The sequence below is a fragment of the Streptomyces spectabilis genome, from assembly GCF_008704795.1.
Lineage (GTDB): Bacteria > Actinomycetota > Actinomycetes > Streptomycetales > Streptomycetaceae > Streptomyces > Streptomyces spectabilis.
This window is the reverse complement of sequence record NZ_CP023690.1, coordinates 4,607,831-4,630,390: the sequence shown is the minus strand read 5'-3', so window position 1 is coordinate 4,630,390 and position 22,560 is coordinate 4,607,831. Positions and strand designations below refer to the sequence as shown.

The 22,560-nt window shown below is 73.7% G+C and carries 22 protein-coding genes and 1 tRNA gene; 9 read left to right on the top strand and 14 right to left on the bottom strand.

Features of this window, described 5'->3' with window-relative positions; all coding sequences use genetic code 11:
• Positions 1–79: 79 nt before the first annotated feature.
• On the top strand, positions 80–1,021 hold the full coding sequence (gene rlmB, locus CP982_RS20035) for a 23S rRNA (guanosine(2251)-2'-O)-methyltransferase RlmB (protein WP_150511810.1): 942 nt from the start codon (positions 80–82) through the stop codon (positions 1,019–1,021).
• 105 nt (positions 1,022–1,126) lie between these two features.
• Entirely contained in the window at positions 1,127–2,821 is a 1,695-nt protein-coding gene (locus CP982_RS20030) for a DoxX family protein (RefSeq protein WP_150515590.1), read from the top strand.
• Between the two features lie 67 nt (positions 2,822–2,888).
• Here CP982_RS20030 and CP982_RS20025 read toward each other — a convergent pair whose 3' ends face one another.
• The 3 genes from CP982_RS20025 to CP982_RS20015 form a co-directional block, all read right to left on the bottom strand.
• Positions 2,889–3,623: a nucleotidyltransferase family protein gene (locus tag CP982_RS20025; protein ID WP_150511809.1), complete on the bottom strand. Its 735-nt coding sequence runs from the start codon at positions 3,621–3,623 to the stop codon at positions 2,889–2,891.
• Positions 3,624–3,717: 94 nt separating this feature from the next.
• Complete coding sequence (locus CP982_RS20020) at positions 3,718–4,176, bottom strand: hypothetical protein (protein ID WP_150511808.1); 459 nt, start codon at positions 4,174–4,176, stop codon at positions 3,718–3,720.
• A gap of 242 nt (positions 4,177–4,418) precedes the next feature.
• The gene (locus tag CP982_RS20015; RefSeq protein ID WP_150511807.1) at positions 4,419–5,555 is read right to left on the bottom strand and encodes an ABC transporter ATP-binding protein; all 1,137 of its coding nucleotides are present in this window, start codon (positions 5,553–5,555) and stop codon (positions 4,419–4,421) included.
• A gap of 210 nt (positions 5,556–5,765) precedes the next feature.
• Between CP982_RS20015 and CP982_RS20010 the strand changes: the two genes are divergently transcribed.
• A tRNA-Thr gene (locus tag CP982_RS20010) sits at positions 5,766–5,842 on the top strand.
• Between the two features lie 52 nt (positions 5,843–5,894).
• Here CP982_RS20010 and CP982_RS20005 read toward each other — a convergent pair.
• Positions 5,895–7,304, bottom strand: a complete 1,410-nt coding sequence (locus CP982_RS20005) for an NAD(P)/FAD-dependent oxidoreductase (RefSeq protein ID WP_150511806.1) — start codon at positions 7,302–7,304, stop codon at positions 5,895–5,897.
• A gap of 113 nt (positions 7,305–7,417) precedes the next feature.
• Between CP982_RS20005 and CP982_RS20000 the strand changes: the two genes are divergently transcribed.
• Both CP982_RS20000 and CP982_RS19995 read left to right on the top strand, forming a co-directional pair.
• Positions 7,418–8,206: a DsbA family protein gene (locus CP982_RS20000; RefSeq protein WP_150511805.1), complete on the top strand. Its 789-nt coding sequence runs from the start codon at positions 7,418–7,420 to the stop codon at positions 8,204–8,206.
• A 64-nt stretch (positions 8,207–8,270) separates the two neighbouring features.
• On the top strand, positions 8,271–9,179 hold the full coding sequence (locus CP982_RS19995; RefSeq protein ID WP_150511804.1) for an aminoglycoside phosphotransferase family protein: 909 nt from the start codon (positions 8,271–8,273) through the stop codon (positions 9,177–9,179).
• Positions 9,180–9,197: 18 nt separating this feature from the next.
• Here CP982_RS19995 and CP982_RS19990 read toward each other — a convergent pair whose 3' ends face one another.
• Positions 9,198–10,769 (bottom strand): hypothetical protein, encoded by a 1,572-nt coding sequence (locus tag CP982_RS19990; RefSeq protein ID WP_150511803.1) that lies wholly within the window; start codon positions 10,767–10,769, stop codon positions 9,198–9,200.
• Between CP982_RS19990 and CP982_RS19985 the strand changes: the two genes are divergently transcribed.
• On the top strand, positions 10,768–11,247 hold the full coding sequence (locus CP982_RS19985; protein ID WP_150511802.1) for a GNAT family N-acetyltransferase: 480 nt from the start codon (positions 10,768–10,770) through the stop codon (positions 11,245–11,247). The two genes, CP982_RS19990 and CP982_RS19985, sit on opposite strands and share 2 nt — an antisense overlap.
• On the opposite strand, the gene CP982_RS19980 is transcribed toward CP982_RS19985, so the two are convergent.
• The 6 genes from CP982_RS19980 to CP982_RS19955 form a co-directional block, all read right to left on the bottom strand.
• On the bottom strand, positions 11,244–12,506 hold the full coding sequence (locus CP982_RS19980) for a GNAT family N-acetyltransferase (protein WP_150511801.1): 1,263 nt from the start codon (positions 12,504–12,506) through the stop codon (positions 11,244–11,246). The two genes, CP982_RS19985 and CP982_RS19980, sit on opposite strands and share 4 nt — an antisense overlap.
• A gap of 88 nt (positions 12,507–12,594) precedes the next feature.
• Positions 12,595–13,602, bottom strand: a complete 1,008-nt coding sequence (locus CP982_RS19975) for a zinc-binding dehydrogenase (protein WP_150511800.1) — start codon at positions 13,600–13,602, stop codon at positions 12,595–12,597.
• Between the two features lie 51 nt (positions 13,603–13,653).
• Positions 13,654–14,883, bottom strand: a complete 1,230-nt coding sequence (locus tag CP982_RS19970; RefSeq protein WP_150511799.1) for an NAD(P)-binding protein — start codon at positions 14,881–14,883, stop codon at positions 13,654–13,656.
• Positions 14,884–15,008: 125 nt separating this feature from the next.
• Positions 15,009–15,509 carry a hypothetical protein gene (locus tag CP982_RS19965; protein WP_150511798.1) on the bottom strand — a complete coding sequence of 167 codons (501 nt, stop codon included), beginning with the start codon at positions 15,507–15,509 and terminating at the stop codon, positions 15,009–15,011.
• A gap of 64 nt (positions 15,510–15,573) precedes the next feature.
• A complete protein-coding gene (locus CP982_RS19960) occupies positions 15,574–16,254 on the bottom strand; it encodes a response regulator (protein ID WP_150511797.1) in 681 nt (226 codons plus the stop codon).
• Positions 16,241–17,488 (bottom strand): sensor histidine kinase, encoded by a 1,248-nt coding sequence (locus CP982_RS19955; protein ID WP_150511796.1) that lies wholly within the window; start codon positions 17,486–17,488, stop codon positions 16,241–16,243. The genes CP982_RS19960 and CP982_RS19955 overlap by 14 nt, the downstream gene beginning before the upstream one ends.
• A 232-nt stretch (positions 17,489–17,720) precedes the next feature.
• On the opposite strand from CP982_RS19955, the gene CP982_RS19950 reads away from it, so the two are divergent.
• Both CP982_RS19950 and CP982_RS19945 read left to right on the top strand, forming a co-directional pair.
• Positions 17,721–18,278 carry a GlcG/HbpS family heme-binding protein gene (locus CP982_RS19950; RefSeq protein WP_150511795.1) on the top strand — a complete coding sequence of 186 codons (558 nt, stop codon included), beginning with the start codon at positions 17,721–17,723 and terminating at the stop codon, positions 18,276–18,278.
• Between the two features lie 57 nt (positions 18,279–18,335).
• Positions 18,336–19,793 (top strand): M1 family metallopeptidase, encoded by a 1,458-nt coding sequence (locus tag CP982_RS19945; RefSeq protein ID WP_150511794.1) that lies wholly within the window; start codon positions 18,336–18,338, stop codon positions 19,791–19,793.
• A gap of 99 nt (positions 19,794–19,892) precedes the next feature.
• Here CP982_RS19945 and CP982_RS19940 read toward each other — a convergent pair whose 3' ends face one another.
• Both CP982_RS19940 and CP982_RS19935 read right to left on the bottom strand, forming a co-directional pair.
• On the bottom strand, positions 19,893–20,456 hold the full coding sequence (locus CP982_RS19940; protein ID WP_184925538.1) for a tellurite resistance TerB family protein: 564 nt from the start codon (positions 20,454–20,456) through the stop codon (positions 19,893–19,895).
• A gap of 183 nt (positions 20,457–20,639) precedes the next feature.
• Positions 20,640–21,215, bottom strand: a complete 576-nt coding sequence (locus tag CP982_RS19935) for a TerD family protein (RefSeq protein WP_150511793.1) — start codon at positions 21,213–21,215, stop codon at positions 20,640–20,642.
• A 207-nt stretch (positions 21,216–21,422) separates the two neighbouring features.
• On the opposite strand from CP982_RS19935, the gene arfB reads away from it, so the two are divergent.
• Positions 21,423–21,854 carry an alternative ribosome rescue aminoacyl-tRNA hydrolase ArfB gene (arfB, locus tag CP982_RS19930; protein ID WP_221515580.1) on the top strand — a complete coding sequence of 144 codons (432 nt, stop codon included), beginning with the start codon at positions 21,423–21,425 and terminating at the stop codon, positions 21,852–21,854.
• 17 nt (positions 21,855–21,871) lie between these two features.
• On the opposite strand, the gene CP982_RS19925 is transcribed toward arfB, so the two are convergent.
• The gene (locus tag CP982_RS19925; RefSeq protein WP_372503385.1) at positions 21,872–22,456 is read right to left on the bottom strand and encodes a flavin reductase family protein; all 585 of its coding nucleotides are present in this window, start codon (positions 22,454–22,456) and stop codon (positions 21,872–21,874) included.
• Between the last annotated feature and the right edge of the window lie 104 nt (positions 22,457–22,560).

Below are 22,560 nucleotides of genomic sequence, written 5' to 3'. Positions count from 1 at the left end.
CGACATCAGTACGACTTCGGATTCACGCCGCGTGCGTTCACTCGCGCACGCGGCCACGCTTCACACAGACGGGTAGGTCATGGCCGCTAACAACCGCCGCATGTCCGGCAAGAAGGGCGCGCAGGTCGGCAGCGGCGGAAAGCGGCGCCGGGCCCTCGAAGGCAAGGGGCCGACGCCGCCCGCCGAGATGCGCAAGGGGCACGCCAAGCAGCGCATCGCGCAGGCCCAGGCGCGGCGCGCGCAGGGCCGCCCGCAGCAGCGCCGCGGTGGCCCCAAGGGCACGTCCGAGATGGTCGTCGGGCGCAACCCGGTGTTCGAGGCGCTGCGCGACGGCGTGCCCGCGACCACGCTGTACGTACAGCAGTTCATCGACAACGACGAGCGCGTCCGTGACGCGCTGCGGCTCGCCGGTGAGCGCGGCAACATCCACCTGATGGAGGCCCCGCGGCCCGAGCTGGACCGCATGACCAACGGCCTCAACCACCAGGGCCTCGTGCTCCAGGTGCCGCCGTACGAGTACGCGCACCCGGAGGACCTCGCCGCGGCCGCGTACGACGAGGGCGCGGACCCGCTGATCGTGGCGCTCGACGGCGTGACGGACCCGCGGAACCTGGGCGCCGTGGTGCGGTCCGTGGCCGCCTTCGGCGGCCACGGGGTCGTCGTGCCCGAGCGGCGCGCCGCCGGGATGACGGCGGGCGCGTGGAAGACGTCCGCCGGTACGGCCGCGCGCACGCCGGTGGCGCGGGCCACCAACCTGACGCGGGCCCTGGAGGCGTACCAGAAGGCGGGCATCGTGGTCGTCGGCCTGGCCGCCGACGGGGACCGCGAGATCGGGGACCTCGAAGCCCTCGAAGGCCCTGTCGTCATCGTCATCGGCAGCGAGGGCAAGGGGCTCTCCCGGCTCGTGGGCGAGACCTGCGACTTCCGCGTGCGCATCCCCATGCCGGGCGGGGCCGAGTCCCTGAACGCCGGTGTCGCCGCGGGCGTGGTGCTCTACGAGGCGGCCCGCCGCAGGGGCTGAGCCACGACCCCGCCGGGGGCGGGGAAAGTCGGGGTTTGACGGGGTCCGGACAGATCCGGGCGGTCAAGGCAGTGTCCAAACCTCGCGTCACTCGGTTAGATGAGTGTGGACACCAGAACACCCCGCACACCCACGGGGGGACGCTCGTCAGGGTTCGACGACGCTCCCGCGCTGAGCATGGTGAAGGTGCCCTGCGACCCCGCGCAGGTCATCGTCAATCACGCGAGCTTCCGCGTCCAGCTGCCCCCGGCCGGGCGGACCCAATCGCCGCGCGTCGCCCGCCACTTGAGCGCTGCCGAGGACACCGTGCGCATGCCCGCGGTGGGCGCTTCGAGCGGCGCCGCGCGCCGGCGCGCGCCGGTCGTCTGGAGCGGGAAGTCCGAGCCGGGTGACCCCGGCGCGGGCGGACTGCTGCAGGCCGTGCGCGGCAGCGGGGTGCGCCGTTCGGCGGACGCGGCGGCCGGCGGCGATCCGCACTTCGACGACGCCGGTGCCACGCAGGTCATCCCGCGCGTCGACGTCGGCGATCCGTACGGCGACACCGTGCAGACCCCCGCCGTCGGCATCGGCGCGCGCGGCGGCGACCACGGCCCCACCCGGCTCCTGCCGCAGATGCGGATGCCGGGCAGCGCCGACGACGAGCACCGCGTCGAGGAGCCGTACGACGACGGCTACGGGGACGAGGCCGGGCTCGACGACGCGGCGGAGGAGCGCAGGACCGGCAGGCCGCCGGGCGGGGTGCGCCACGCCTACTACCCGGGGCGCCGCCTCAACCTCGGCGTGGTGCTGCTCCCGCTGCGCGTCTTCCTCGGCTTCATCTCCATCTACGCGGGCATGGGCAAGCTCTGCGACCCCGTCTACTTCGACGGCGGCGAGCGCGGCTCCATGGTCAAGTGGCTGAATTCGCTGCACCCCTGGGCGCTCGCCGAGCCGCTGCGGGACTGGGCGCTCCAGCACCCCGTGGGCGCGGGCCTCGTCATCGCCTTCCTGCAGGTGATCGTGGGCGTGCTCACCGTTCTCGGGCTCTGGCAGCGGGTCGCCGCCGGGGTGGGGATGCTCCTTTCGATCGCGCTCCTCGTGACGGTCAGCTGGAAGACCGTCCCGGCGTACGACGCGCCCGACATCATCTACCTCGCCGCTTGGTCGCCGCTCATCATCGCGGGCGCCCCGGTCTACTCCGTCGACGCCCGGCTCGCCGGGGAGGCCTGGCGCACCCTCGGGCCGCGCGCCGCGCTGTGGGAGCTGCGCCGCCGGGTGCTGCGCAGGGGCGGGCTCGTCGGCACCGTCGTCGTCGGTCTGACGCTGCTCGTCGGCTCGCTGCTCGGCGGCGCGGTGCGGGACGCGGACCGCGTGACCGTGCCCGGGCCCGGCGAGGCGCCCCGCAACGAGCTGCCCGGCTCCCCGCTGCCGGGCGACCCCGACGCCAAGCGCGAGCGCCGCGGCGGCGCGAGCAGCCCCTCGGCGTCCGCGGGCGCGCCGACGCAGGGCAGCACGGCGAGCCCCACGCAGGGCGGCGCCACCGGCACCCCGGACGCGGCCCCCGAGACGGGCAGCGTCAGCGGCACCGGCAGTCAGCCGAGCGCGACGCAGGGCACCGGCGAGCAGGCCCCCGCGCAGCAGCAGCCCGCGCCGACCCAGGAGCGCCCGCCCGCCGCCTCCAGCGGCCCGACCTCCAGCGGCGGTACGACCGGCGGCGGGACCACCGGCGGCACGACCGGCGGTTCGGGCGGCTCGACCGGCGGCAGCAGCTCCGGCGGCAGCGGCGGGCGTCCCGGACTGCTCGGCGGCGTACTGGGCTGAGGCCGTCGCTCGTACGCGAAGGGCCCCGCACACGGCTTGTGTGCGGGGCCCTTCGGCGCGACGACGCTCAGCGGTTCCGCGCCGACAGCTCCTTGGCGGCCTCGGTGAGGTCCTTCGCGGTGTCGATGGCGCGCCAGTACGCGCCCTGCGGCAGCGGGAAGCCCGCCAGGCGCTTCTCGCGGGCCAGGCGCGGGAACGTGGTGCGCTCGTGGTCGCCGAGGTCCGGGAGCAGGGCGGTGAAGGCGGAGGAGAAGACGTACACGCCCGCGTTGATGAGGTACGGGGACGGCGGGGCCTCGATGAAGTCCGTGATGTGGCCGAACGCGTCGGTCTCGACGGCGCCCCAGGGGATGCGGGGGCGGGCGAGGGCGAGCGTGGCGGTGGCGTCGCGCTCGGCGTGGAAGGCCGCCATGTCGCGCAGCGAGAAGCGGGTCCAGATGTCGCCGTTCGTGGCGTACCACGGCTGATCGGGGTGCGGCAGGTGGGCGGCCGCGTACTTCAGGCCGCCGCCGCGGCCCAGGGGCTCCGTCTCGACGACGGTGGTGACCTTCAGCGGCAGGTCGGCGGTGTCCAGCCAGTCCTGGAGCACCTCGGCCAGGTGGCCGCAGGAGACGACCGCGTCCGTCACGCCCTCGGCGGCGAGCCAGGCGAGCTGGTGGCCGATGATCGGGGTGCCCGTGCCGGGGATCTCGACCATGGGCTTGGGGCGGTCATCGGTGTACGGGCGCAGCCGGGAACCCTGGCCGCCGGCCAGGACCACGGCCTGTGTGGGCTGTGCTGTGTGGGTGTCACCGGTGGTCATGACGGAACCCTACGCGTTGGGGCGCGCAGGGTTCCGACGTGGCCGGCGCTGACAGGGGGTGCTAGGGGTGGGGCCGGGGTCGGCCCGGTGCTCCTCAGCTGTTGTGGTGGGCGGCGACGCCCGTGGCGAAGGACGTGTCGCACACGGGGCGGGCGTACGACTGGGCGCGGGTCGGGCCGTAGGCGCGGACGGCGGCGCGGCCGAGGGCGCGGGCGATGGACACGCAGTGCTTGGCGAGCGACGGGTGCCGGTCGACCTCCCGCTGGAGGTGGGTGAGGGCGACGCCCGGGTTCTTCTCCTGGAGCTCCAGGAGGAGGCGGTCGCGCAGCACCTCGTGGGGGCCGCGGGACCTGGCCGGCGCGGAGAGGTCGCCCGCGGACGCGGTGAGGACCGAATCCGATGAGCTGCCGGACCAGTTGACCCGGGTGACCGCGAGCGTGCCGGACAGCACCAGGACGACGGGCAGGACGAGGGCGAGCGTGCGCCCGATGCGGCGGCCGGGGCCGCGGTGGCCTCGGCGCGGCTTCTGGGTGTGGTTGGCGGAGTGCGTCACGCGAGTGAGGGTAGCGCTAGGTGATGATTTGGCGACATTTAGTCACCCGGTCGGGTGAGGGGAAATGTGGTTTGGCGAAATGGATGTTGACGAACAGCGGACGAAATGACTGATGTGCCGGGGTATTTGTCGACAACGCTCGGAGATGTCCGAGAGCGCGCGAAGGGCCCCGTGCCTGAGCACGGGGCCCTTCGGTGCGGTTGACGACGGCGGCCGTCGCCGCTAGGCGCGCTCCGGACGCGTCAGTCGGAGAGGCGCTCGCCGGTGGAGGTGGAGAAGACGTGGGTCTCGCCCGGGCGCGGGACGACGTGGAGCTGGGCGCCCTTCTCGGGCACCTGGCGGCCGTTGACGCGGACCACCAGGTCCTTCTGCTCGCCGCCGACCTCCGCGGTGCCGTAGACGTAGCCGTCGGCGCCGAGCTCCTCGACGACGTTCACGGACACGGCGAGACCGGCCGGGGCGTCCTCGCTCTCCTTGGTGAGGGCCTTCGCGGCGCCGCCGTTCTGCTCGACCACGTCGAAGTGCTCGGGGCGGACGCCGACGGTGACGGTGCGGTCGCCCTTGTCGGCGGCCGCGGCGAGGGCCTCGCGGTTCACCGGCACCACCGAGTTGCCGAACTTCACGCCGCCGTCGGTGATCGGGACCTCGACGAGGTTCATGGCGGGGGAGCCGATGAAGCCCGCGACGAAGAGGTTGTTCGGGCGGTCGTACATGTTGCGCGGCGAGTCGACCTGCTGGAGCAGGCCGTCCTTCAGGACGGCGACGCGGTCGCCCATCGTCATGGCCTCGACCTGGTCGTGGGTGACGTACACCGTGGTGATGCCGAGGCGGCGCTGGAGCGAGGCGATCTGCGTGCGCGTGGAGACGCGCAGCTTGGCGTCGAGGTTCGACAGGGGCTCGTCCATGAGGAAGACCTGCGGCTCGCGGACGATGGCGCGGCCCATCGCGACGCGCTGGCGCTGACCGCCGGAGAGTGCCTTGGGCTTGCGGTCCAGGTACTCGGTGAGGTCGAGGATCTTCGCGGCCTCTTCGACCTTCTGCCGGATCGTGGCCTTGTCGACGCCCGCGATCTTCAGGGCGAAGCCCATGTTCGCGGCGACGGTCATGTGCGGGTACAGCGCGTAGTTCTGGAACACCATGGCGATGTCCCGGTCCTTGGGCGGCAGGTGCGTGACGTCGCGGTCGCCGATGCGGATCGCGCCGCCGTTCACGTCCTCCAGGCCCGCGAGCATGCGCAGCGACGTGGACTTGCCGCAGCCGGACGGGCCGACCAGGACGAGGAACTCGCCGTCCTCGATCTCGATCTCAAGACCGTCCACGGCGGGCTTGGTGGAACCCGGGTAGATCCGGGTCGCCTTGTCGAACGTAACAGTGGCCATGGTGAGGGCCCCCTTCACCGGCAGGAACGTGCCGGACGATCCGAGTAAAGGATGGGTCTAGTCCAGTCATCCGGACTGCCCGTGACGCTACCCCGCTGGTCACCGCTCTGTCAGTAGTCCGGAGAGGATGACCTTCGACGAGATTTTCGACTGCGGTGGGGGTCCCGTTGGTTACACTGCACGGGCACGGCCGCTCAGGGGCCCGTGCAGGCCTCCTTAGCTCAGCTGGTCAGAGCGCCGCTCTTGTAAAGCGAAGGTCGTCGGTTCGAATCCGACAGGGGGCTCCACCACCTTCCTCCCGAACCGTTTCCGCTGCGGCCGGTGGGAGGCGGGACCGGCTCAGCCGCGGCCGGTGAGGCGGTCCGCGAGCCGGGCCAGGCGCGTGGTGCGCGCCGTCGGCCGCGCCAGCTCCCTGCGGTCGGCCGCGCGGTACGCCGCGTACAGGCCGTGCACCCCCAGCCAGCGCAGCGGCTCCGGCTCCCACTTGCGCACCCGGTGGTCCACCCAGGCGAGTCCGGTCAGGTCCGTCGCGCCCGCCTGCCCCGAGTCCCGTCGCACCAGGTCCCGCAGCGTGCGCCCGGCGAGGTTGGCGGTGGCGACGCCGGAGCCGACGTACCCGCCCGCCCAGCCGAGGCCCGTCGACCGGTCCAGGGCGACCGTGGCGCACCAGTCGCGCGGCACGCCGAGGACGCCCGCCCAGGCGTGGTCGATGCCGACGCCGGTGAGCTGCGGGAAGAAGCGGACCAGGAGCGTGCGCAGGGCCTCGACGGTGGCGGCCTGGGTGCGGCCCGGGTCGGCCGCGGTGTCGGTCTTCGAGCCGTAGCGGTAGGGCACGCCCCGGCCGCCGATGGCGATGCGGCCGTCCGCGGTGCGCTGGGCGTACATGTACGCGTGCGCCATGTCGCCGAGGGTCTCGCGGCCCGCCCAGCCGATGGCGTCCCAGGCGTCGTCGGGCAGCGGCTCGGTCACGATCATCGAGGAGTTCATCGGCAGCCAGGTGCGGCGCTGGCCCTTGAGCGACGCTGTGAAGCCCTCGGTGCAGCGCAGCACGTACGGGGCGCGGACCGTGCCGTACGGGGTGACGGCGTGCCCGGGGCGGATGTCCGTGACCGGCGTCGACTCGTGGAGGGTCACGCCGAGCGCCTCGACGGCCGCCGCGAGGCCCTTCACCAGCTTGACCGGGTGCAGCCGGGCGCCGTGCGGCGTCCAGGACGAGCCGACGGCTCCGGCGACGCGCACCCGCTCGGCGGTCTCGCGGGCGCCGCGCAGCACCCGGTCGCCCTCGCCGTACGACAGTTCCGCCGCGTGGAAGGCCTTGAGGCGGGCCAGCTGCGCGGGCGTGTACGCGACTTCGAGGACGCCGCCCTGGTGGATGTCGGCCTCGATCTTCTCCTCGGCGGCGACGCGGACGACCTCGCCGACCGTGTCGTTCATGGCCCGCTGGAGGCGGACGGCGGCCTCGTGGCCGTGCAGCGCGGCGTACCGGTCGCGGCCCGCGATGCCGTTGTAGAGCCAGCCGCCGTTGCGGCCGGAGGCGCCGTAGCCGCAGAACCTCTGCTCCAGGACCGTGACGCGCAGGAAGGGGGCCGCCTTCTTCAGGTAGTACGCGGTCCACAGGCCGGTGTAGCCGCCGCCCACCACGCAGACGTCGGCGCTGGTGTCACCGCCGAGGGGCTCGCGGGGCGCCGGGAGCCCGTCGTCCGCGTACCAGAAGGAGATGCCGCCGTTCACGGTGTCCGCGCTGCTCATGGGGCGGGAGGTTACTGCGCGCACGGAGCTCTGGGCAGGGGTCGGATAGATTTCCGGTACTTCGGGTGCCCTCAGCGGTACGTGGTGATTTCAGGAGTTCTGGAGGGCTTTTCATGGCCGTACGCAAGGCCGGGCGCGTGGCCGCCTCGGTGGCCGCCGTCGCGCTGCTCGGTGCCGTCGTCACCGGGTGCGACTCCGACGACGACGGCGACGGCGACTGGATGGGCGGGGGGAAGAAGTCCCCCTCGGCCTCAGCCGAGCCGTCCGATCCGGCCGGGAAGTCGCCGTCCCAGGACACCGGACCGGCGGCGAAGGTCCCGCCCGCCTCGGTGAACGACCTCGCGAAGGTGCCCACGAAGGTCGAGGGTGGAGTGATCACCGTCGGCGAGCCGTCGGCGAAGCACACCGTGAAGGTGTACGAGGACCCGCGCTGCCCCTTCTGCAAGAAGTTCGAGGAGAACGGCGCGCAGGCGCTCGTCGGGCCGCTGGCCGCGGGTGACGTGAAGGTCGAGTACACGATCGCCTCGTTCCTCGACAACAACTTCGGCGGCGACGGCTCCAAGAACGCCGCGAACGCGCTGCGGGCCGCCGTGGACACGGGCAAGTTCCCGCAGTTCCACTCCGGGCTCTTCGCCAACCAGCCCGAGGAGAGCGACGACGGCTTCACGCCCGGGTTCCTGCTGAAGATCGGTAAGGCCGCGGGGATCAAGGACCCCGCGTTCGAGAAGGCCGTGGCCAGCAATGCGCACCAGGCGTGGGTCGCCACCGCCATGAAGGCCTTCACCGCCGACGGCGTCTCCGGGACGCCCACGGTCGAGATCGACGGCGAGAAGGCGCCCGCCGACTCCCTGTACAGCGAGTCCGACTTCGGGAAGGTCCTGAAGGACGCCGGTATCTCCTGAACAGGTCAGGTGGCCGGAATTAATCGGGCGCGGCCCGCGCGGCACCCTGCGTAGGGTCGCGCCCGTGATCGAGATCCACGTCCCGGACGCCCTGGTCGAATCCCAGCACCTGTACGCGGGCGAGGCGGGCCGCGCCTTCATCGCGGGCCTGCCGGACCTTGCCGCGCGCACCCTGGAGCGCTGGGAGCTGACGCCCGTCGGCGGCTCGATGCACGGCATGGCCGCGCTCGTGCTGCCGGTGGAGCGCGCCGACGGCTCCCCGGCCGTGGTGAAGTTCCAGGTCCTCGACGAGGAGACCGAGGGCGAGCCGGTGGCGCTGCGCGTGTGGGACGGCGACGGCGCGGTGCGGCTGCTCGACCACGACGCCACCACGGGCACGATGCTGCTGGAGCGGGCCGGTGACGGCCAGGAGCTGACCCGGTCCGCCGAGGCCGGCAGGGACGCGGCCCGGCGGGGCGTCGTCGTCCTCGCGGAGCTGCTCGCGCGGCTCACCGCGGGGCCCGCGCCCGCGGGCATGCGCACCCTCGGCGACATCGCCGGGCAGATGCTGGACGACACCCCGGCCGCGCTCAAGGAGATCGCAGACCCGGCGGAGCGGGCGCTCGTCGCGCGGTGCGCGGACGCCGTGCGCGAGGTCGTGGGCGAGCCCGGGGACCGCATGCTGCACTGGGACCTGCACTTCGACAACGTCCTCGCGGCCGAGCGCGAGCCGTGGCTCGCCATCGACCCCAAGCCCCTCGCGGGCGACCCCGGCTTCGATCTGTGGCCCGGTCTGAACAACCTCTTCGACCCGGACGACGTGCGCTGGCGCTTCGACGCGATGACGGAGGTCCTGGGCCTGGAGCGGGGCCGGGCGCTCGCGTGGACGCTGGGGCGGGTGCTGCAGAACGTGTTGTGGGAGGTCGAGGACGGCCGGGCGCTGCCCGCGGAGGACCTGGAGCTGGCGCGGAGGCTGCTCGGGCGTCCGCTCTAGGACCGGCTGCGGCCGACTCTAGGACCGGCTGCGGTCGACGCCGCGCACCGCGGCGCGAAGGCCCGCGTCCCCGGGCATCTCCTGGGCGAAGTACCACCAGAAGGTGCCGCCGACGCTCGACGGATAGCCGAGCGCGGCCGCGTAGTACCGGCGGGCCACCTGCCGCCGGGCCGCCGCCGGGTCGTCCTTGTCGAAGGCCCAGTAGAACCGGGACGTGTCCTCGTTCCAGTAGCCCAGCTCGCCCAGGCCGACGCGCCGGCCGGGGAAGTCGGCCGCGAGCCGCGTCATCACCTGGTCGAAGGCGAGGCCGAGCGGGGCGTCCTCGATCCAGCTGGACAGGAGCACGACGTCGATGTCCTCGCGGACCGCGCGCGGCAGGTTCGCGCGCGGCCAGGTGAAGGCCGACCAGCGGGCCGCGTCCGTGCCGAGCTGCCAGTACAGGGTGAGGACGACGGAGGCCTCCGGCCGCTTCTTCCGCACGTACGCCGCCGCGTCCGCGATCTTGTGCTGCATGCGGTCGCGCGGCGGCAGGAGCCGGTCCGTGCAGTCGCCGTCGGCGGTGGTGCGGGAGTCCGTCCAGCAGCCGTTGACCTCGTTGCCGATCTCCCAGGCCTCGATGTCGGGGAACGCGTCGACGTACCGCTTGACCCGGGCCAGATAGCCCGCGCGGGTGCCGAGACCGGGGTGCTCGGAGCCGTTGGCGTACGCGGAGTCGACCGGCTGGCCGAGGACCTTCAGACCGGCCGCGTGGGCGGCGGCGACCGCCTCGCGGTAGCGCCGGGGCACGGGTGCGCGCGGGTCGTCGGTGTCCTCGTCGGGGTCGAAGACGATCCGGACCCAGCCGTGCGGGCGGGTGAGCCGCCCGGCGAGCGGCGCCCACCGCTTCGGATCGGCGTCGTCGGCGGCGGTCACGCCCGTCCAGGGCGCGTGCGTGCGGCGGGCGCGCGGCCCGTACTCCTCCAGGAGCCGCCCGTACGCCGCGTCGACCGCGCTCAGGGCCCGCTGGCCGTGCCTGCCCCGGCCCGCGTCGGAGTCCGCGGCGTCCGCGCGGGCCAGCTCGCGCGCGGCCGTGCGGTAGGCGGTGGTGAAGCGCGCCGAGCGGCGGTGGTCGGGGCGCAGGTCGAGGGCCGCGTCCAGCCGGCGCTTGGCGTCCTTAGCGGCGGCGTGGTTGAAGACGATCGTGGCGCCGCGGGTGAAGCCCTCGCCGCCGTTGTCGACGACGACGGTGGAGAAGCCCTGGTCGGTGGGCCAGTTCAGGGCGAGGGCCGCGGGCCCGCCGCGGCCGGGCAGATCGAAGCGGAGCCGCCGCCCGGCCTCGTACAGCGGGAAGTCGTCGAGGACGCGCAGGGTGCGCGGGTCGACGAGGGCGTCGCTGTCGGAGCCGCCGCTGCCGTGCGTGACGGCGCGGGCCCCGCGGGGCGACAGGAGCGTGCCGTGGCCCTGGGCGTCGTAGAACTTCAGGGTCACGGCCCGCCCCGCGCGGGCGGGGGGTTCGGCGGAGGTGCAGCCCGCGAGGAGGCCGAGGGCGAGCAGCGCGGCCGGGGCCCTTCGGTTGACCCGCGGGCGTCGTCCGTGGCTTGCTGCGCTCATGATTCGTACCGCCGCACCGGCCGACGTCCCTCTCATCCACACCCTGATCCGTGAGCTCGCAGAGTACGAGAAGGAGCCGCAGGAGGCGCGCGCCACCGAGGAGCAGCTCCGCGAGGCGCTGTTCGGCGAGCGGCCCGCCGCGTACGCCCACATCGCCGAGGACGACGCGACGGGCGAGCCCGTCGGCTTCTCCCTGTGGTTCCTCAACTTCTCCACCTGGCGCGGAGTGCACGGGATCTACCTGGAGGACCTGTACGTCCGCCCCGACGCGCGCGGCGGCGGCCACGGCAAGGCGCTCCTCAAGGAGCTGGCCCGCATCTGCGTCGAGCGCGGCTACGAACGCCTGGAGTGGTCCGTTTTGAACTGGAACACCCCGTCGATCGGCTTCTACGAGTCCCTCGGTGCGAGGCCGCAGGACGAGTGGACGGTGTACCGGCTGACCGACGGGGCGCTGGCGGCGCTCGGCGCGGACGCCTAGAACGTGTCGACCGTGTGCGGCAGCAGCGCGGTCGCGAGGGCCGCGTCCAGGGCGGCGGCCGCGCCCGGCGTGTGCTCGGTGACGACCCCCGCCCGGACGAAGGACACGAGCGGCGCGCCGCCGAGGTAGGCCGAGCCCAGCTCCCGCACGTCGAGGGTGAGGTCGGCGGGCGCGTCGGTCGGCTCGTACGCCGCTCCTCCGGCCCCGGTGACCGTCAGGCGGAAGCGGCCCTCGTTGCCCGGGAGCCGGGGGTCGCGGACCTCCAGGACCAGGTCGGCGGGGGCCGCCCAGGAGCGGGCGAGCAGCGCGGCGCGCACATCGACGAGCCGGACCCGCAGGCCCGGGTACTGGCCCGTCACACGGACCTGGTCGCGGTCCCCGGCGAACAGGAGCAGCGGGTCGTCGAGCGGGCGGCCCCACGCCTGGATCAGGCCCGTCAGGTCGATCGACGCCAGATACCGCCACAGCGCGGCCTCGGCCTGCGGCGTGTCCGCCTCCAGCTCGTCTAGGCGGACCAGGCCGGGCGCGTCGTCGCGGCCCTTGGTGCGGTAGATGGCGTACCCGGTGACGCGGCCGGGGTCGTCCGCGGCGCCGAGGACCACGACGCGCGGCGGCGACAGGTCGTCGTCTTCCTCGTCCTCCGTGGCCATCCACTCCTCGCGCCACCAGGCCTCGGTGCGGTCGATGCGGCCCGCGCGGGCGGCGCGCGTACGGTCGTAGTACGCGGCGAGCAGCTCGGGGGCCGCCGCCGGGTCCACCAGGCGCAGGGGGCCTTCGGACGGGACGATCCGCAGGTCGAGGGGGCGCTCGGACTTCACCTCGACGGTGTTGTTGTACGTGGCGGGGCCGAAGCCGAAGCGGCCGTAGATCGCGTCTTCCGACGCCCACAGCGCCGCCAGCGGACGGTCGCTCGCGCCGCACCTCTCGAACAGCGCCGCGATCATGCCGGAGAGCACGCCGCGGCGGCGGTGCGTGGGGGCGACGGAGACGAACGTGACGCTGGGGCACGGCAGTTCGCCGCCCGGCACGGACATGGTGAAGCGGAAGGCGGCGAGGAGGCCGACCAGCGTCCGGCCGTCGTACGCCCCGACGCGCTCGCAGCCGCGCAGCAGGTCGTGGTGGTGCTTGCGCTTCTCGTCCTCCGGGGTCTCGTGGAAGGCGAGGTAGACCAGGTCGAGGGCGCGGTCCAGGTCGGTGTCGGGGAGGTCGCGGAAGGCGATGGCGGTGGACGGGGCCGGGCTGGGGGGTGCGGAGTCCATAAACCGGACGGTAGTTCGCGAATGTGGTACTGGCATCTGATTTTTCCCCGGCGCAGCGGGGAACCAGGCGCAGCAGGGAACCAGGCGCTCAGGGGATCAGGACCACCTTGCCCGTCGTGGCGCGGGATTCCAGGGCGCGGTGCGCCGCGGCCGCGTCGGCGAGCGGGAAGGTCTGCACGGCGGGCGTGAAGTACCCGCCCTCGTGGGCGTGCAGGGCGGCCAGCTCCAGGGTGCGGACGGGGTTGTCGCCGCCCGCCTTCTCCAGCATGGCCGCGCCGAGCGGGCTGATCTGCGTGATGCCGCGCGCGGCGAGCTCCTCCTCGGTGAGGGTCACCGGGCCCTTCTTCTCCGACCAGCCGAAGACGAGGTGCGTACCGCCGGGTCCGAGCAGGTCCACGGCGGCCCGGCCCGCGTCGCCGCCCACCCCGTCGAAGACCGCGGTCGCGGTGCGGCCGCCGTCGCCGAGGCCCTTCAGATACGCGCGGACCTCGTCGGGCCAGGCCGGGTCGGTGTAGTCGACGGCCAGGTCGGCGCCGTTCTCCGTGACGCGGGCCGTCTTGGCGGGGCCGCCCGCGAGCCCGATCACCGTGGCCCCGGCGTGCTTGGCGTACTGCACGAGCAGCGTGCCGATGCCGCCCGCGGCGGCGGGCACGACGACGACGGACTCGGCGTCGAGCTCCGCGAACTGCAGGATGCCCATCGTCGTGCGCCCCGTGCCGATGAGCCCCACGGCCTCGGGGAAGCCGAGCCCGTCGGGCAGTTCGTGCAGCCGGTCGGCCTCGGTCACGGTCAGCTCGGCGTAGCCGCCGGGCGCGAAGCCGATGTGCGCGACGACGCGCCGTCCTGCCCAGGCGGTGTCCACGCCCTCGCCGACGGACTCCACGGTGCCCGCGACCTCGCGGCCCGGCACCGTCGGCAGCGTGGGCAGCTGCGGCAGCGGGCCCTGCTCGCCCTCCCGGATCGAGGTGTCGAGCAGGTGCACCCCGGCCGCGGCGACGGCGATCCGCACCTGGCCGGGGCCAGGGCGCGGGTCCTCGACGGTCTCGTACGTGAGGTTCTCGGCGGGGCCGAAGGCGTGCAGACGGACGGCGTGCATGGCGGGCTCCTCAGAAGTGCGGGCTTGCCGGTCACCACTCACCCTCCAACCTCAAGCAGACTTGAGGTCAACCCAGGGCGTGGTGGTGGCCAGCCGGCCCGTGCCGGTCAGGGCGAGCGACACCGCCTCGATGGCGCTGTTGAAGGAGACTTCGCTGAGCAGCCCCGGCGCCGCCACCTGGTCGCCCACCAGGAAGACGCCGTCGCCCCGGTCCACCGCGGGCCGGTCGCGCCAGGTGGTGCCCGGCCGGTCGACGGCGCCCGTGCGGCCGTTCGCCACCGCCGAGCGGCGCCAGGTCACGCGCTCGCGCCAGTCACGGAAGCCCAGGTCGAGCAGTTCCTCCGCGCCCCTGACGCCGTCCGCCTTCGACTCGTGCGGGGCGAGCGGGAGCTGGCCCTGGATCAGCTGCTGCCCCTCGGGGGCGAGCGTGCGGTCCTGGGCGGTGAAGCGCTCCACCCAGCCCGTGCCGTCCAGGTCCGAGAGCGCGAACAGATCGCCCCTGCGCGAGCGCAGCGCCACGTCCACCAGGGCCGTGCGCCCGCTCTGCCACGTCAGCCCCTCGTCCTTCAGGAGCCGCCGCGCGGCGTCGAGCGAGGTGGCGACGATGACGGGGCCGCGCCGCGCCTGCTCCGCGATGTCGTCGACGCGGGCCAGGGTCTCCACCCGGACGCCCAGGTTCCAGGCGCGGGCGGCCATCCGGTCGACGACCGCGCCCCAGCCGCCCAGCGGGTAGTGGGCCTCCGGGGGCAGCTTGGCGGCCCGGCGGAGCCGGGTGTGCACGAAGCGGGCGGACAGCGCGCCCGGGTCGTGGTGGAAGAGGGCCACGGCGGTGTAGTGGGCGGCGGCGCGGGCGGCGTCCTGCCCCACCTCGCGGCTCGCCCAGGTCAGGAAGTCCTCGTCGACCGGGGCCTGTTCCGGCGCCCGGCGCAGCAGCCGCAGCATCCCCAGGGGCGGGGTGCGGCGCAGCGCGCCCCGGTGGCGAAGGCGCAGCCGGGTGCCTTCCAGGGGCGGCAGCGGCGCCAGCTCGCCGATCAGGTCGCGCTGCTTGAGCCAGGTCCAGTGCGGGCCGCCGTTGTAGAGCGCGTGCGGGCCCTCGTTCGTCCTGTACGTGCCCTCCGAGGTGCGGGCGCGGCCGCCGAGGGTGTGGTGCGCCTCGTGCACGGTGACCCGGGCTCCGCCCTCGGCGGCGGCGATGGCGGCGGTGAGTCCCGCGAAGCCGCCGCCGACGACGGTGACGGTGGGGGAGGCCGGACGAGTACGGGAGCTGGTGGCGCGGGCCATGGGTGGGGTCCGTTTCTGTCGTGGGCCGTACGGGCCTGCACGGGCCCGTACGGGTACGACGAACCGGACCCCCGAGAATGTGACATCGCCGGGCCGCGATTCTCCGGTACCTCGCGGGGCGGGCCCTAGGGCACCCGGGGGAAACGGGCGAGGAGGGTCCACATCGCCGGGTTCTCGCCCAGGTCCTCGTGCAGATCGGTCAGGTCGGCCACCACGTCGTGCAGGAAGTCCCGTGCCTCGCGGCGCAGTTCGGCGTGCGAGAAGGTGAGGGGCGGCTCGCCCGGGTCCAGCCAGTCGGCGTCGATGTCGACCCACCCGAAGCGCCGCTCGAACAGCATCCGGTCCGTGGACTCGGTGAAGTCCAGCTCGGCGTGCTGGGGCCGCGCCGCCCTGCTGCCCATCGGGTCCTGGTCGAGCCGCTCCACGATGTCGCACAGCGCCCACGCGAAGTCGAGCACCGGCACCCATCCCCAGGCTGTGGACAGCTCCCGGTCCGCCTTGGTGTCGGCCAGGTACACGTCCCCGCAGAACAGGTCGTGCCGCAGGGTGCGGACGTCCGCGGTGCGGTAGTCCGCCTGCGGCGGATCGGGAAAACGGCGGGAAAGGGCGTAGCCGATGTCAAGCACGCCTCGATGGTGCCATGCCCCCGCCAGCTGCCCTCCACGGCCGCGCTCGGCCCCGGCCAGAGGGCTAGAGGAGGCGCTGTTCCTTGGCCACGGCCACCGCCCCCGCGCGGGTCTCGACGCCGAGCTTGTCGTAGATGCGCCCCAGGTGCGTCTTCACCGTGGCCTCGCTGATGAACAGCGCCCGGGCGATCTCCCGGTTGCCGAGCCCCCGGGCCAGCTGGCCCAGGATGTCGCGCTCGCGCGGGGTGAGCCCCGCCCGGGGCTCCCGCATGCGGGCCATCACGCGGGACGCGACCGGCGGCGAGAGCGCGGTGCGCCCGCACGCGGCGGCGCGGATCGCCGAGAACAGTTCGTCGGGCCGCTCGGCCTTGAGCAGATAGCCGGTGGCGCCCGCCTCGATCGCGCGGGTGATGTCGGCGTCGGTGTCGTACGTGGTGAGCACGAGGACGTGCGGCCGCCCGCCCCCGGCCGCCGCCGTGATCCGCCGCGTCGCCTCCACGCCGTCCATTCCGGGGCCGAGCTGGAGGTCCATGAGGACGACATCCGGCCGCAGTTTCGCGGCGAGGGCCACGGCCTCCTCGCCGGAACCCGCCTCGCCGACCACCTCGACGGCCGGGGCGCTGCCGAGCAGGGCGAGCAGGCCCGCCCGGACGACGGCGTGGTCGTCGCAGACCAGGAGCCGCACCGGCGCGGTGCCGCCCGGGTCGTCCGGGGCCGGGCCCTCAGGGCCCTCAGTCGCGTTCATCGTGGCTCCCTCCAGCCGCGCCGTCCCCCAGCGGAACCACCACCGAGAGCACCGTCCCCTCACCGGGTGCCGACTCCACCGTCAGCGTCCCGCCCAGCCGCGCCGCCCGTGCGCGGATCGCGGGGAGGCCGTGCCCGCGCCCGGCCCGCCCGCCGCCGGGCGCCGGTGGCGAGAACCCGCGGCCGTCGTCCGCCACGTCGAGCACCACCTGGTCGTCGAGGTACGTCAGGGTCAGCGCGGCCGTCCCCGCCCCGGCGTGCTCCCGTACGTTCGCGAGGGCGCCCTGCGCGATCCGCAGCAGCGCCGAGCGGGCCTGCGCCGTCAGCGGGACCGGGGTGCCCTCGGGGTGGAAGCGCACCGCCAGGCCCGCCCCCGACTCCCGCCCCGCCAGTGCCCGGAGCGCCGCGGGCAGCGCGTACGCCGGATCGGGGCCCGCCTCCGCCAGGTCCACCGGTGCCAGGTCGTGGACGAGGCGGCGGGCCTCGGCGAGGCCGCGGTCGGCGATGGACTCGGCGGTGCGGACGTGGGTGCGGGCAGCCGCCGCGTCCGTGTCCCACACCCGGTCCGCCGCCTGGAGCAGCATCCGCTGGCTGGACAGGCCCTGGGCCAGCGTGTCGTGGATCTCCATGGACAGGCGCTGCCGCTCGGCGAGCGTGCCCTCGCGCCGCTCGGTGGCGGCGAGCTCGCGCCGGGTGCGCAGCAGGTCGTCGATGAGGGCGCGCTGCCGCGCGGTCTGCCGCTGCATGTGGACGAAGACCGCCGTCGCCACGGCCGCCACGGCGGGCGGCGCGAACGCCAGGTTCGGGTCGAAGCCGTCCGCGAGCCGCAGCTGGGCCGCGACCACGAGGGCCGTGAGGACGGTGACGAGGGCGAGGGCCGCGCGCGTCGGCAGCGTCCGCAGGCCCGTGTAGAACAGCGGCACCGCGCACCACGCGTAGCTCGGCGCGAGGATCACGAGCACCACCCAGACGCCGACGACCGCGCCGAGCCACAGCAGGCGCCGCGGGTTCGGCGTGGCCCCCAGGACCGGGCCGAGTACGTACAGCAGGGCGAGCACGGCCGAGAGGGCGATGATCCACGGTGTACGGGGCTCGCCGGGGTGGCGCAACAGGAACCGGCTGAGCGAGGCGGCGAGCAGCAGGAAGAACGCGGCGTGCATGACGGCCGCGAGCCACCGCTCCTCCGGCCCGGCGACTCCTGGACGGGCGGCCCGGGCGCCGTCGCCTCCGTGCATCCCCGGCCTCCTGCCGTACGCGTGAACTGGGCAAACACCCTCATTGTGGCCTGCTGGGCGGGGACCGGGGTCAACCGATCGGCTGACCCGGGTGTCGGCCGAAGCGCGCGCGACCCGCAGCCGGAGCGCCGACGGGGCGGGCCGCGATCCGCCCGCAGGATCGAAGCACAGGGCCCACCAGCGGACCCGTACCGCCGCACGGATCGTGCCGGCCGACCCAAGGAGTTCCCCCATGAAGCAGCTCTCGCCGCGTGCCCGCGTCCTCACCGCCGCCGCCGTCCTCGGCGTGGTCGGCGCCGGCACGTTCGGTGCCGTGTCCGCCAGCGCCGACGCCCCTGAGGCCGCCGCGAAGGCCGCCGTCACCGCCGACGCGGGCAATCGCGACCTGACGCAGACCACGCACCTCACCGTGGCCGCCGCCACGAAGGCCGCACAGGCCACCCTGGACGCGGCGAAGAAGGAGAACCAGCGCGTCACGGTCGCCGTCGTTGACCGCAACGGCAACACGATCGTCACCCTGCGCGGCGACGGCGCGGGCCCGCAGTCGTACGAGTCCGCCGAGCGCAAGGCCTACACCGCCGTCTCCTGGAACGCGCCCACCTCCGAGCTGGCCAAGCGCCTGGCGCAGGCGCCGAACCTCAAGGACATCCCCGGCACGCTGTTCCTCGCGGGCGGCGCCCCGGTCACCGCGAAGGGCGGCCCCGTCGCGGGCATCGGCGTCGCGGGCGCGCCCAGCGGCGACCTGGACGAGAAGTTCGCGAAGGCGGGCGTGGCCGCGCTCGGCCGCTGACCCCCGGCGCGCGGGGGCCCCGTGGCGGGCGGGTGCGGTGGCCATAGGATCACCGGGGTGATCTACCGAGCCACCGCCCCCCTGACCAAGGGGCCCCGCCGCACGCCCCTCGCGCTGCTCTGCGCCACCGCCCTCGCGACCGCGCTCACCGCGTGCACGAGCAGTGGTGTCGGGGGCACTCCCGGTGCCGCGGGCGTCCGCGACCCGTACTTCCCGAAGCTCGGCAACGGCGGCTACGACGTGGCTCATTACGGCCTGAAGATCGGCTACGACCCGGAGTCGCGCCACCTCACCGGCACCGCCGACATCACGGCCCGCGCCACCAAGACGCTCAGCGCCTTCAACCTCGACCTCAAGGGCCTGGACGTCGAGTCCGTGACCGTCGAGGGCAAGGAGGCCCGCTTCCAGCGCGCGGGCAGCGAGCTGACCGTCCGCCCCCGCGACGACCTCGACCGCGGTGAGACCTTCCGGGCCACCGTCCGCTACTCCGGCACCCCGCAGACCATCACGGACGTGGACGGTGCCAAGGAGGGCTGGCTGACCGGGGAGGAGAGCGCGCTCGCGACGGGGCAGCCCGCGGGCTCGATGGCGTGGTTCCCGGGCAACCACCACCCCGTCGACAAGGCCTCGTACGACATAGAGGTCACCGTCCCCAAGGGCCTGAAGGCCATCTCCAACGGCGAGTTGACGAAGGAGACCACCGCCAACGGCCGGACCACCTTCGCCTGGCACAGCGCCGAGCCGATGGCCAGCTATCTGGCGACGGTCGTCGTCGGCACGTACGACACCAGGACGGCGATGACCGAGAGCGGCATCCCCGTCTTCACGGCGATCGACCGGACGCTGCCCGCGGCCAAGCGCAAGAAGGTCCAGAAGGTCCTCGCCGACATCCCCGACATCGTGGACTGGGCGGAGTACAACTTCGGCGACTACCCCTTCTCGTCCACCGGCGCCGTCGTCGACGGCCGCGCGGACCTCGGCTACGCCCTGGAGACCCAGACCAAGCCGCTGTTCCCCGTCCAGGACGCCGACACCACGACCCTCGTGCACGAACTGGCCCACCAGTGGTTCGGCGACTCGGTCTCGCCGAAGAGCTGGCAGGACATGTGGCTCAACGAGGGCCTGGCGACGTACGCCGAGTGGCTGTACGAGGAGGACAACGACGGCGACACCGTCGAGGAGACCGTCGACGCGATCTACGAGGACGAGGACGACGAGTACGACTCCGTCTGGGACTTCCCGCCCGCCAAGCAGCCGGACGCGGAGAGCATCTCCGACGACCCCGTCTACTACCGGGGTGCCATGGTCATCCAGAAGATCCGCGAGACCGTCGGCGACGAGACCTTCTACGAGATCCTCAAGGGCTGGACGAAGAAGTACCGCCACGCCAACGCGGACACCGAGGACTTCACCACGTACGTCGAGAAGCACGCGGGCGACGACGAGGCGCGCGAGGAGCTGAAGCGCGTGTGGTCGGACTGGCTGTACGGCGACGGCAAGCCGGACGAGCGCTGACGCGCTCCGCCGGGCTGCGGCGCTCTGCCGTCGCTCGGCTGCGGGCGCGTTGGGGCTGGGCGCACCCGGGCCGCCGCGGCCCGGGTGCTGGACGGCCTCTCAGAGGCCGAACTCCTGGGGGGACACGCCGAGTGCCGCGCAGGCCTCGCGCAGGACCTGCTCCTCGGCCGGGGCCACATAGCCGTCCGCGCCGGCGATGACGAAGCCGGTCTGCACGACCGCACGGGCCTCCGCGGGCTTCTTCGCGGCCTTGGCGATCTCCTGCATCACCGCCGCCTTGCCCTGCTGGAAGTTGAACGACAGCTGGTCCGCGTGCTTGTTGAAGCGCTGGCGGAGCTGGTCCGGGGGGAAGTTCTGCAACACGTCGTTCTGCAGGATGAGGGATTCGACGTGCTGGCGCTCGGCCGGGTCGACGGTGCCGTCGGCGGCGGCCACCAGGGCGCACATGGCCATGCTCGCGTCGCGGTAGGCGCCGCTCTTCAGCTCCGACTTCAGCGAGGTGAGCTGGGTCTTGAGCAGGCCCACGAGCTGGGCCTTGGAGCTCTTGGACCCGCTGCCGTGCGCCCCGTGCCCGCCGGGGGCACCGGGAGCACCGGGGGTGCGTCCGCCCTGCGTCTGCTGCAGGTTCTTGGCCTGGTCTTTGATCCGGTCCCACATAGCCATTCCGCGCCACCTCGGCTTCTGCCCGTGTCGTACCCGTCGGCCGCGCGCGCAGTGCGCACGTCGTCCTGGCAACGCCGTCCCGCGCCCCGAAGTTCCCCGCGCGGCCCGCGCCTTGGACGCGCGTACGCGACGGGCCCCGGCCGGAAGCGCTCCGGCCGGGGCCCGTGGTCAGGCGGTGCGGACTCAGACGTTGACGCCGAAGTCCTGGGCGATGCCCACCAGGCCCGAGGCGTAGCCCTGGCCGACGGCGCGGAACTTCCACTCCGCGCCGTTGCGGTAGAGCTCGCCGAAGACCATGGCGGTCTCGGTGGCCGCGTCCTCGGAGAGGTCGTAGCGGGCGATCTCGGCGCCGCCGGCCTGGTTCACGATGCGGATGAACGCGTTGCGGACCTGGCCGAAGTTCTGCGAGCGGTTCTCGGCGTCGTAGATCGAGACCGGGAAGACGATCTTCTCGATGTCGGCGGGCAGGCCCGCGAGGTTGACGTTGATCTGCTCGTCGTCGCCCTCGCCCTGGCCCGTGACGTTGTCACCGGTGTGGACGATGGTCTGGTCCGGCGTCGCCTTGTTGTTGAAGAAGACGAAGTGGCCGTCCGAGTAGACCTTGCCCTGGGTGTTCACCGCGATCGCGGAGGCGTCCAGGTCGAAGTCGGTACCCGTGGTGGTGCGGACGTCCCAGCCGAGGCCGACCGTGACGGCGGTCAGGCCCGGTGCCTCCTTGGTGAGCGAGACGTTGCCGCCCTTGGACAGGCTTACAGCCATTGTTGGGAGTCCCTTCCCTAGTCGCCTATGTGCGGGCTTCACTCTGAGGGCGAAGCTACCGGCACCCCTATGAACGCCGCGGGGGGTACCCAAGGTTCCATATGCGGACTCGCTTCTTTACTTTCTTTGCCGAAGGTGCGCAGGGAAGAGGCCACGGCGGCGGAAAACAGGTGTCGTACGGCGGACGGACGCGGGATCATAGGAGACATGTCTGGTCGGGAACACGTCATCCGCGGCTCGGTCGTCCTGCCGGAGGCCGAGCTCATGTGGCGTTTCTCGCGCTCCTCGGGGCCCGGCGGCCAGCACGTCAACACCAGCGACTCGCAGGTCGAGCTCCGCTTCGACCTGGAGCGCACCGACGCGCTGCCCGAGGTGTGGAAGCAGCGGGCCCTGGAGCGGCTCGCGTCCCGGCTCGTCGACGGCGTCGTGAGCGTACGGGCGAGCGAGCACCGCTCCCAGTGGCGCAACCGGGAGGCCGCGGCCGTCCGCCTCGCCTCGCTGCTCGCGGAGGCCACCGCGCCGCCCCCCAAGCCCCGGCGCGCGACCCGCATCCCGCGCGGGATCAACGAACGGCGGCTGCGGGAGAAGAAGCGGCGCGCGGAGACGAAGCAGGGCCGCACGGGCAAGGGCTGGCAGTAGCCCCGGCGCGCGGGGCCTCAGCCCAGCTGCCGGTACCGCCCCCGGAAGTACAGCAGCGGCCCGCCGTCCGCGCTCGGCAGCTCCGCCGTCAGGACGCGGCCGATCACCAGGGTGTGGTCGCCCGCGGCCACCGTCTGCTCGGTGCGGCACTCCAGGGTGGCGAGCGCGCCGCCCACCAGGGGCGCGCCGCTGGCCCGGCCGCGCGCGTAGGCGATGTCGTCGAAGAGCAGCCGGTCGCTGATGCGGCCCTTCATGGCGAAGCGGCCCGCGATGTGCCGCTGGCTCTCGGTCAGGACCGACACGGCCCACAGCGGCTGCTCGGCGAGCAGGTCGTCCATGCGGGAGCCCGTGCGCAGGCTGACCATGACCAGGGGCGGCTCCAGGGAGACCGAGAGGAACGCGGTGGCCGTCATGCCGACGTCCTCACCGGCCGGTGCCATCGGGTCGTCCGGGTCCAGCGGGGGCTCCTGCGCGGTCACCAGGACCACGCCCGCGGCCAGGCGGGACATGGCGGCCCGGAACTCGTCGTTGCTCACCCCCACAGGATGAGGGGTGGACGGGGCGGGAGGGGGCTGTGTGTTCAAGGTCAGATCGGCAACCACACGACTGACGCTAGTCCCGGACCGGAGCGCGGCGCATCGGACCCGGGGCCGATACCGGTCCTAGGTCTCGCCCTAGGACCGCGCTACTCCCGCGCCGTTCCCGC

What these genes read in the sequence shown, in the direction of transcription:
- rlmB (WP_150511810.1), top strand. Translation starts at nt 80, where the DNA reads ATGGCCGCTAACAACCGCCGCATGTCCGGCAAGAAGGGCGCGCAGGTC.
- CP982_RS20025 (WP_150511809.1), bottom strand. Translation starts at nt 3,623, where the DNA reads ATGACCACCGGTGACACCCACACAGCACAGCCCACACAGGCCGTGGTC.
- CP982_RS20015 (WP_150511807.1), bottom strand. Translation starts at nt 5,555, where the DNA reads ATGGCCACTGTTACGTTCGACAAGGCGACCCGGATCTACCCGGGTTCC.
- CP982_RS20005 (WP_150511806.1), bottom strand. Translation starts at nt 7,304, where the DNA reads ATGAGCAGCGCGGACACCGTGAACGGCGGCATCTCCTTCTGGTACGCG.
- CP982_RS20000 (WP_150511805.1), top strand. Translation starts at nt 7,418, where the DNA reads ATGGCCGTACGCAAGGCCGGGCGCGTGGCCGCCTCGGTGGCCGCCGTC.
- CP982_RS19985 (WP_150511802.1), top strand. Translation starts at nt 10,768, where the DNA reads ATGATTCGTACCGCCGCACCGGCCGACGTCCCTCTCATCCACACCCTG.
- CP982_RS19990 (WP_150511803.1), bottom strand. Translation starts at nt 10,769, where the DNA reads ATGAGCGCAGCAAGCCACGGACGACGCCCGCGGGTCAACCGAAGGGCC.
- CP982_RS19980 (WP_150511801.1), bottom strand. Translation starts at nt 12,506, where the DNA reads ATGGACTCCGCACCCCCCAGCCCGGCCCCGTCCACCGCCATCGCCTTC.
- CP982_RS19975 (WP_150511800.1), bottom strand. Translation starts at nt 13,602, where the DNA reads ATGCACGCCGTCCGTCTGCACGCCTTCGGCCCCGCCGAGAACCTCACG.
- CP982_RS19970 (WP_150511799.1), bottom strand. Translation starts at nt 14,883, where the DNA reads ATGGCCCGCGCCACCAGCTCCCGTACTCGTCCGGCCTCCCCCACCGTC.
- CP982_RS19960 (WP_150511797.1), bottom strand. Translation starts at nt 16,254, where the DNA reads ATGAACGCGACTGAGGGCCCTGAGGGCCCGGCCCCGGACGACCCGGGC.
- CP982_RS19955 (WP_150511796.1), bottom strand. Translation starts at nt 17,488, where the DNA reads ATGCACGGAGGCGACGGCGCCCGGGCCGCCCGTCCAGGAGTCGCCGGG.
- CP982_RS19950 (WP_150511795.1), top strand. Translation starts at nt 17,721, where the DNA reads ATGAAGCAGCTCTCGCCGCGTGCCCGCGTCCTCACCGCCGCCGCCGTC.
- CP982_RS19940 (WP_184925538.1), bottom strand. Translation starts at nt 20,456, where the DNA reads ATGGCTATGTGGGACCGGATCAAAGACCAGGCCAAGAACCTGCAGCAG.
- CP982_RS19935 (WP_150511793.1), bottom strand. Translation starts at nt 21,215, where the DNA reads ATGGCTGTAAGCCTGTCCAAGGGCGGCAACGTCTCGCTCACCAAGGAG.
- arfB (WP_221515580.1), top strand. Translation starts at nt 21,423, where the DNA reads ATGTCTGGTCGGGAACACGTCATCCGCGGCTCGGTCGTCCTGCCGGAG.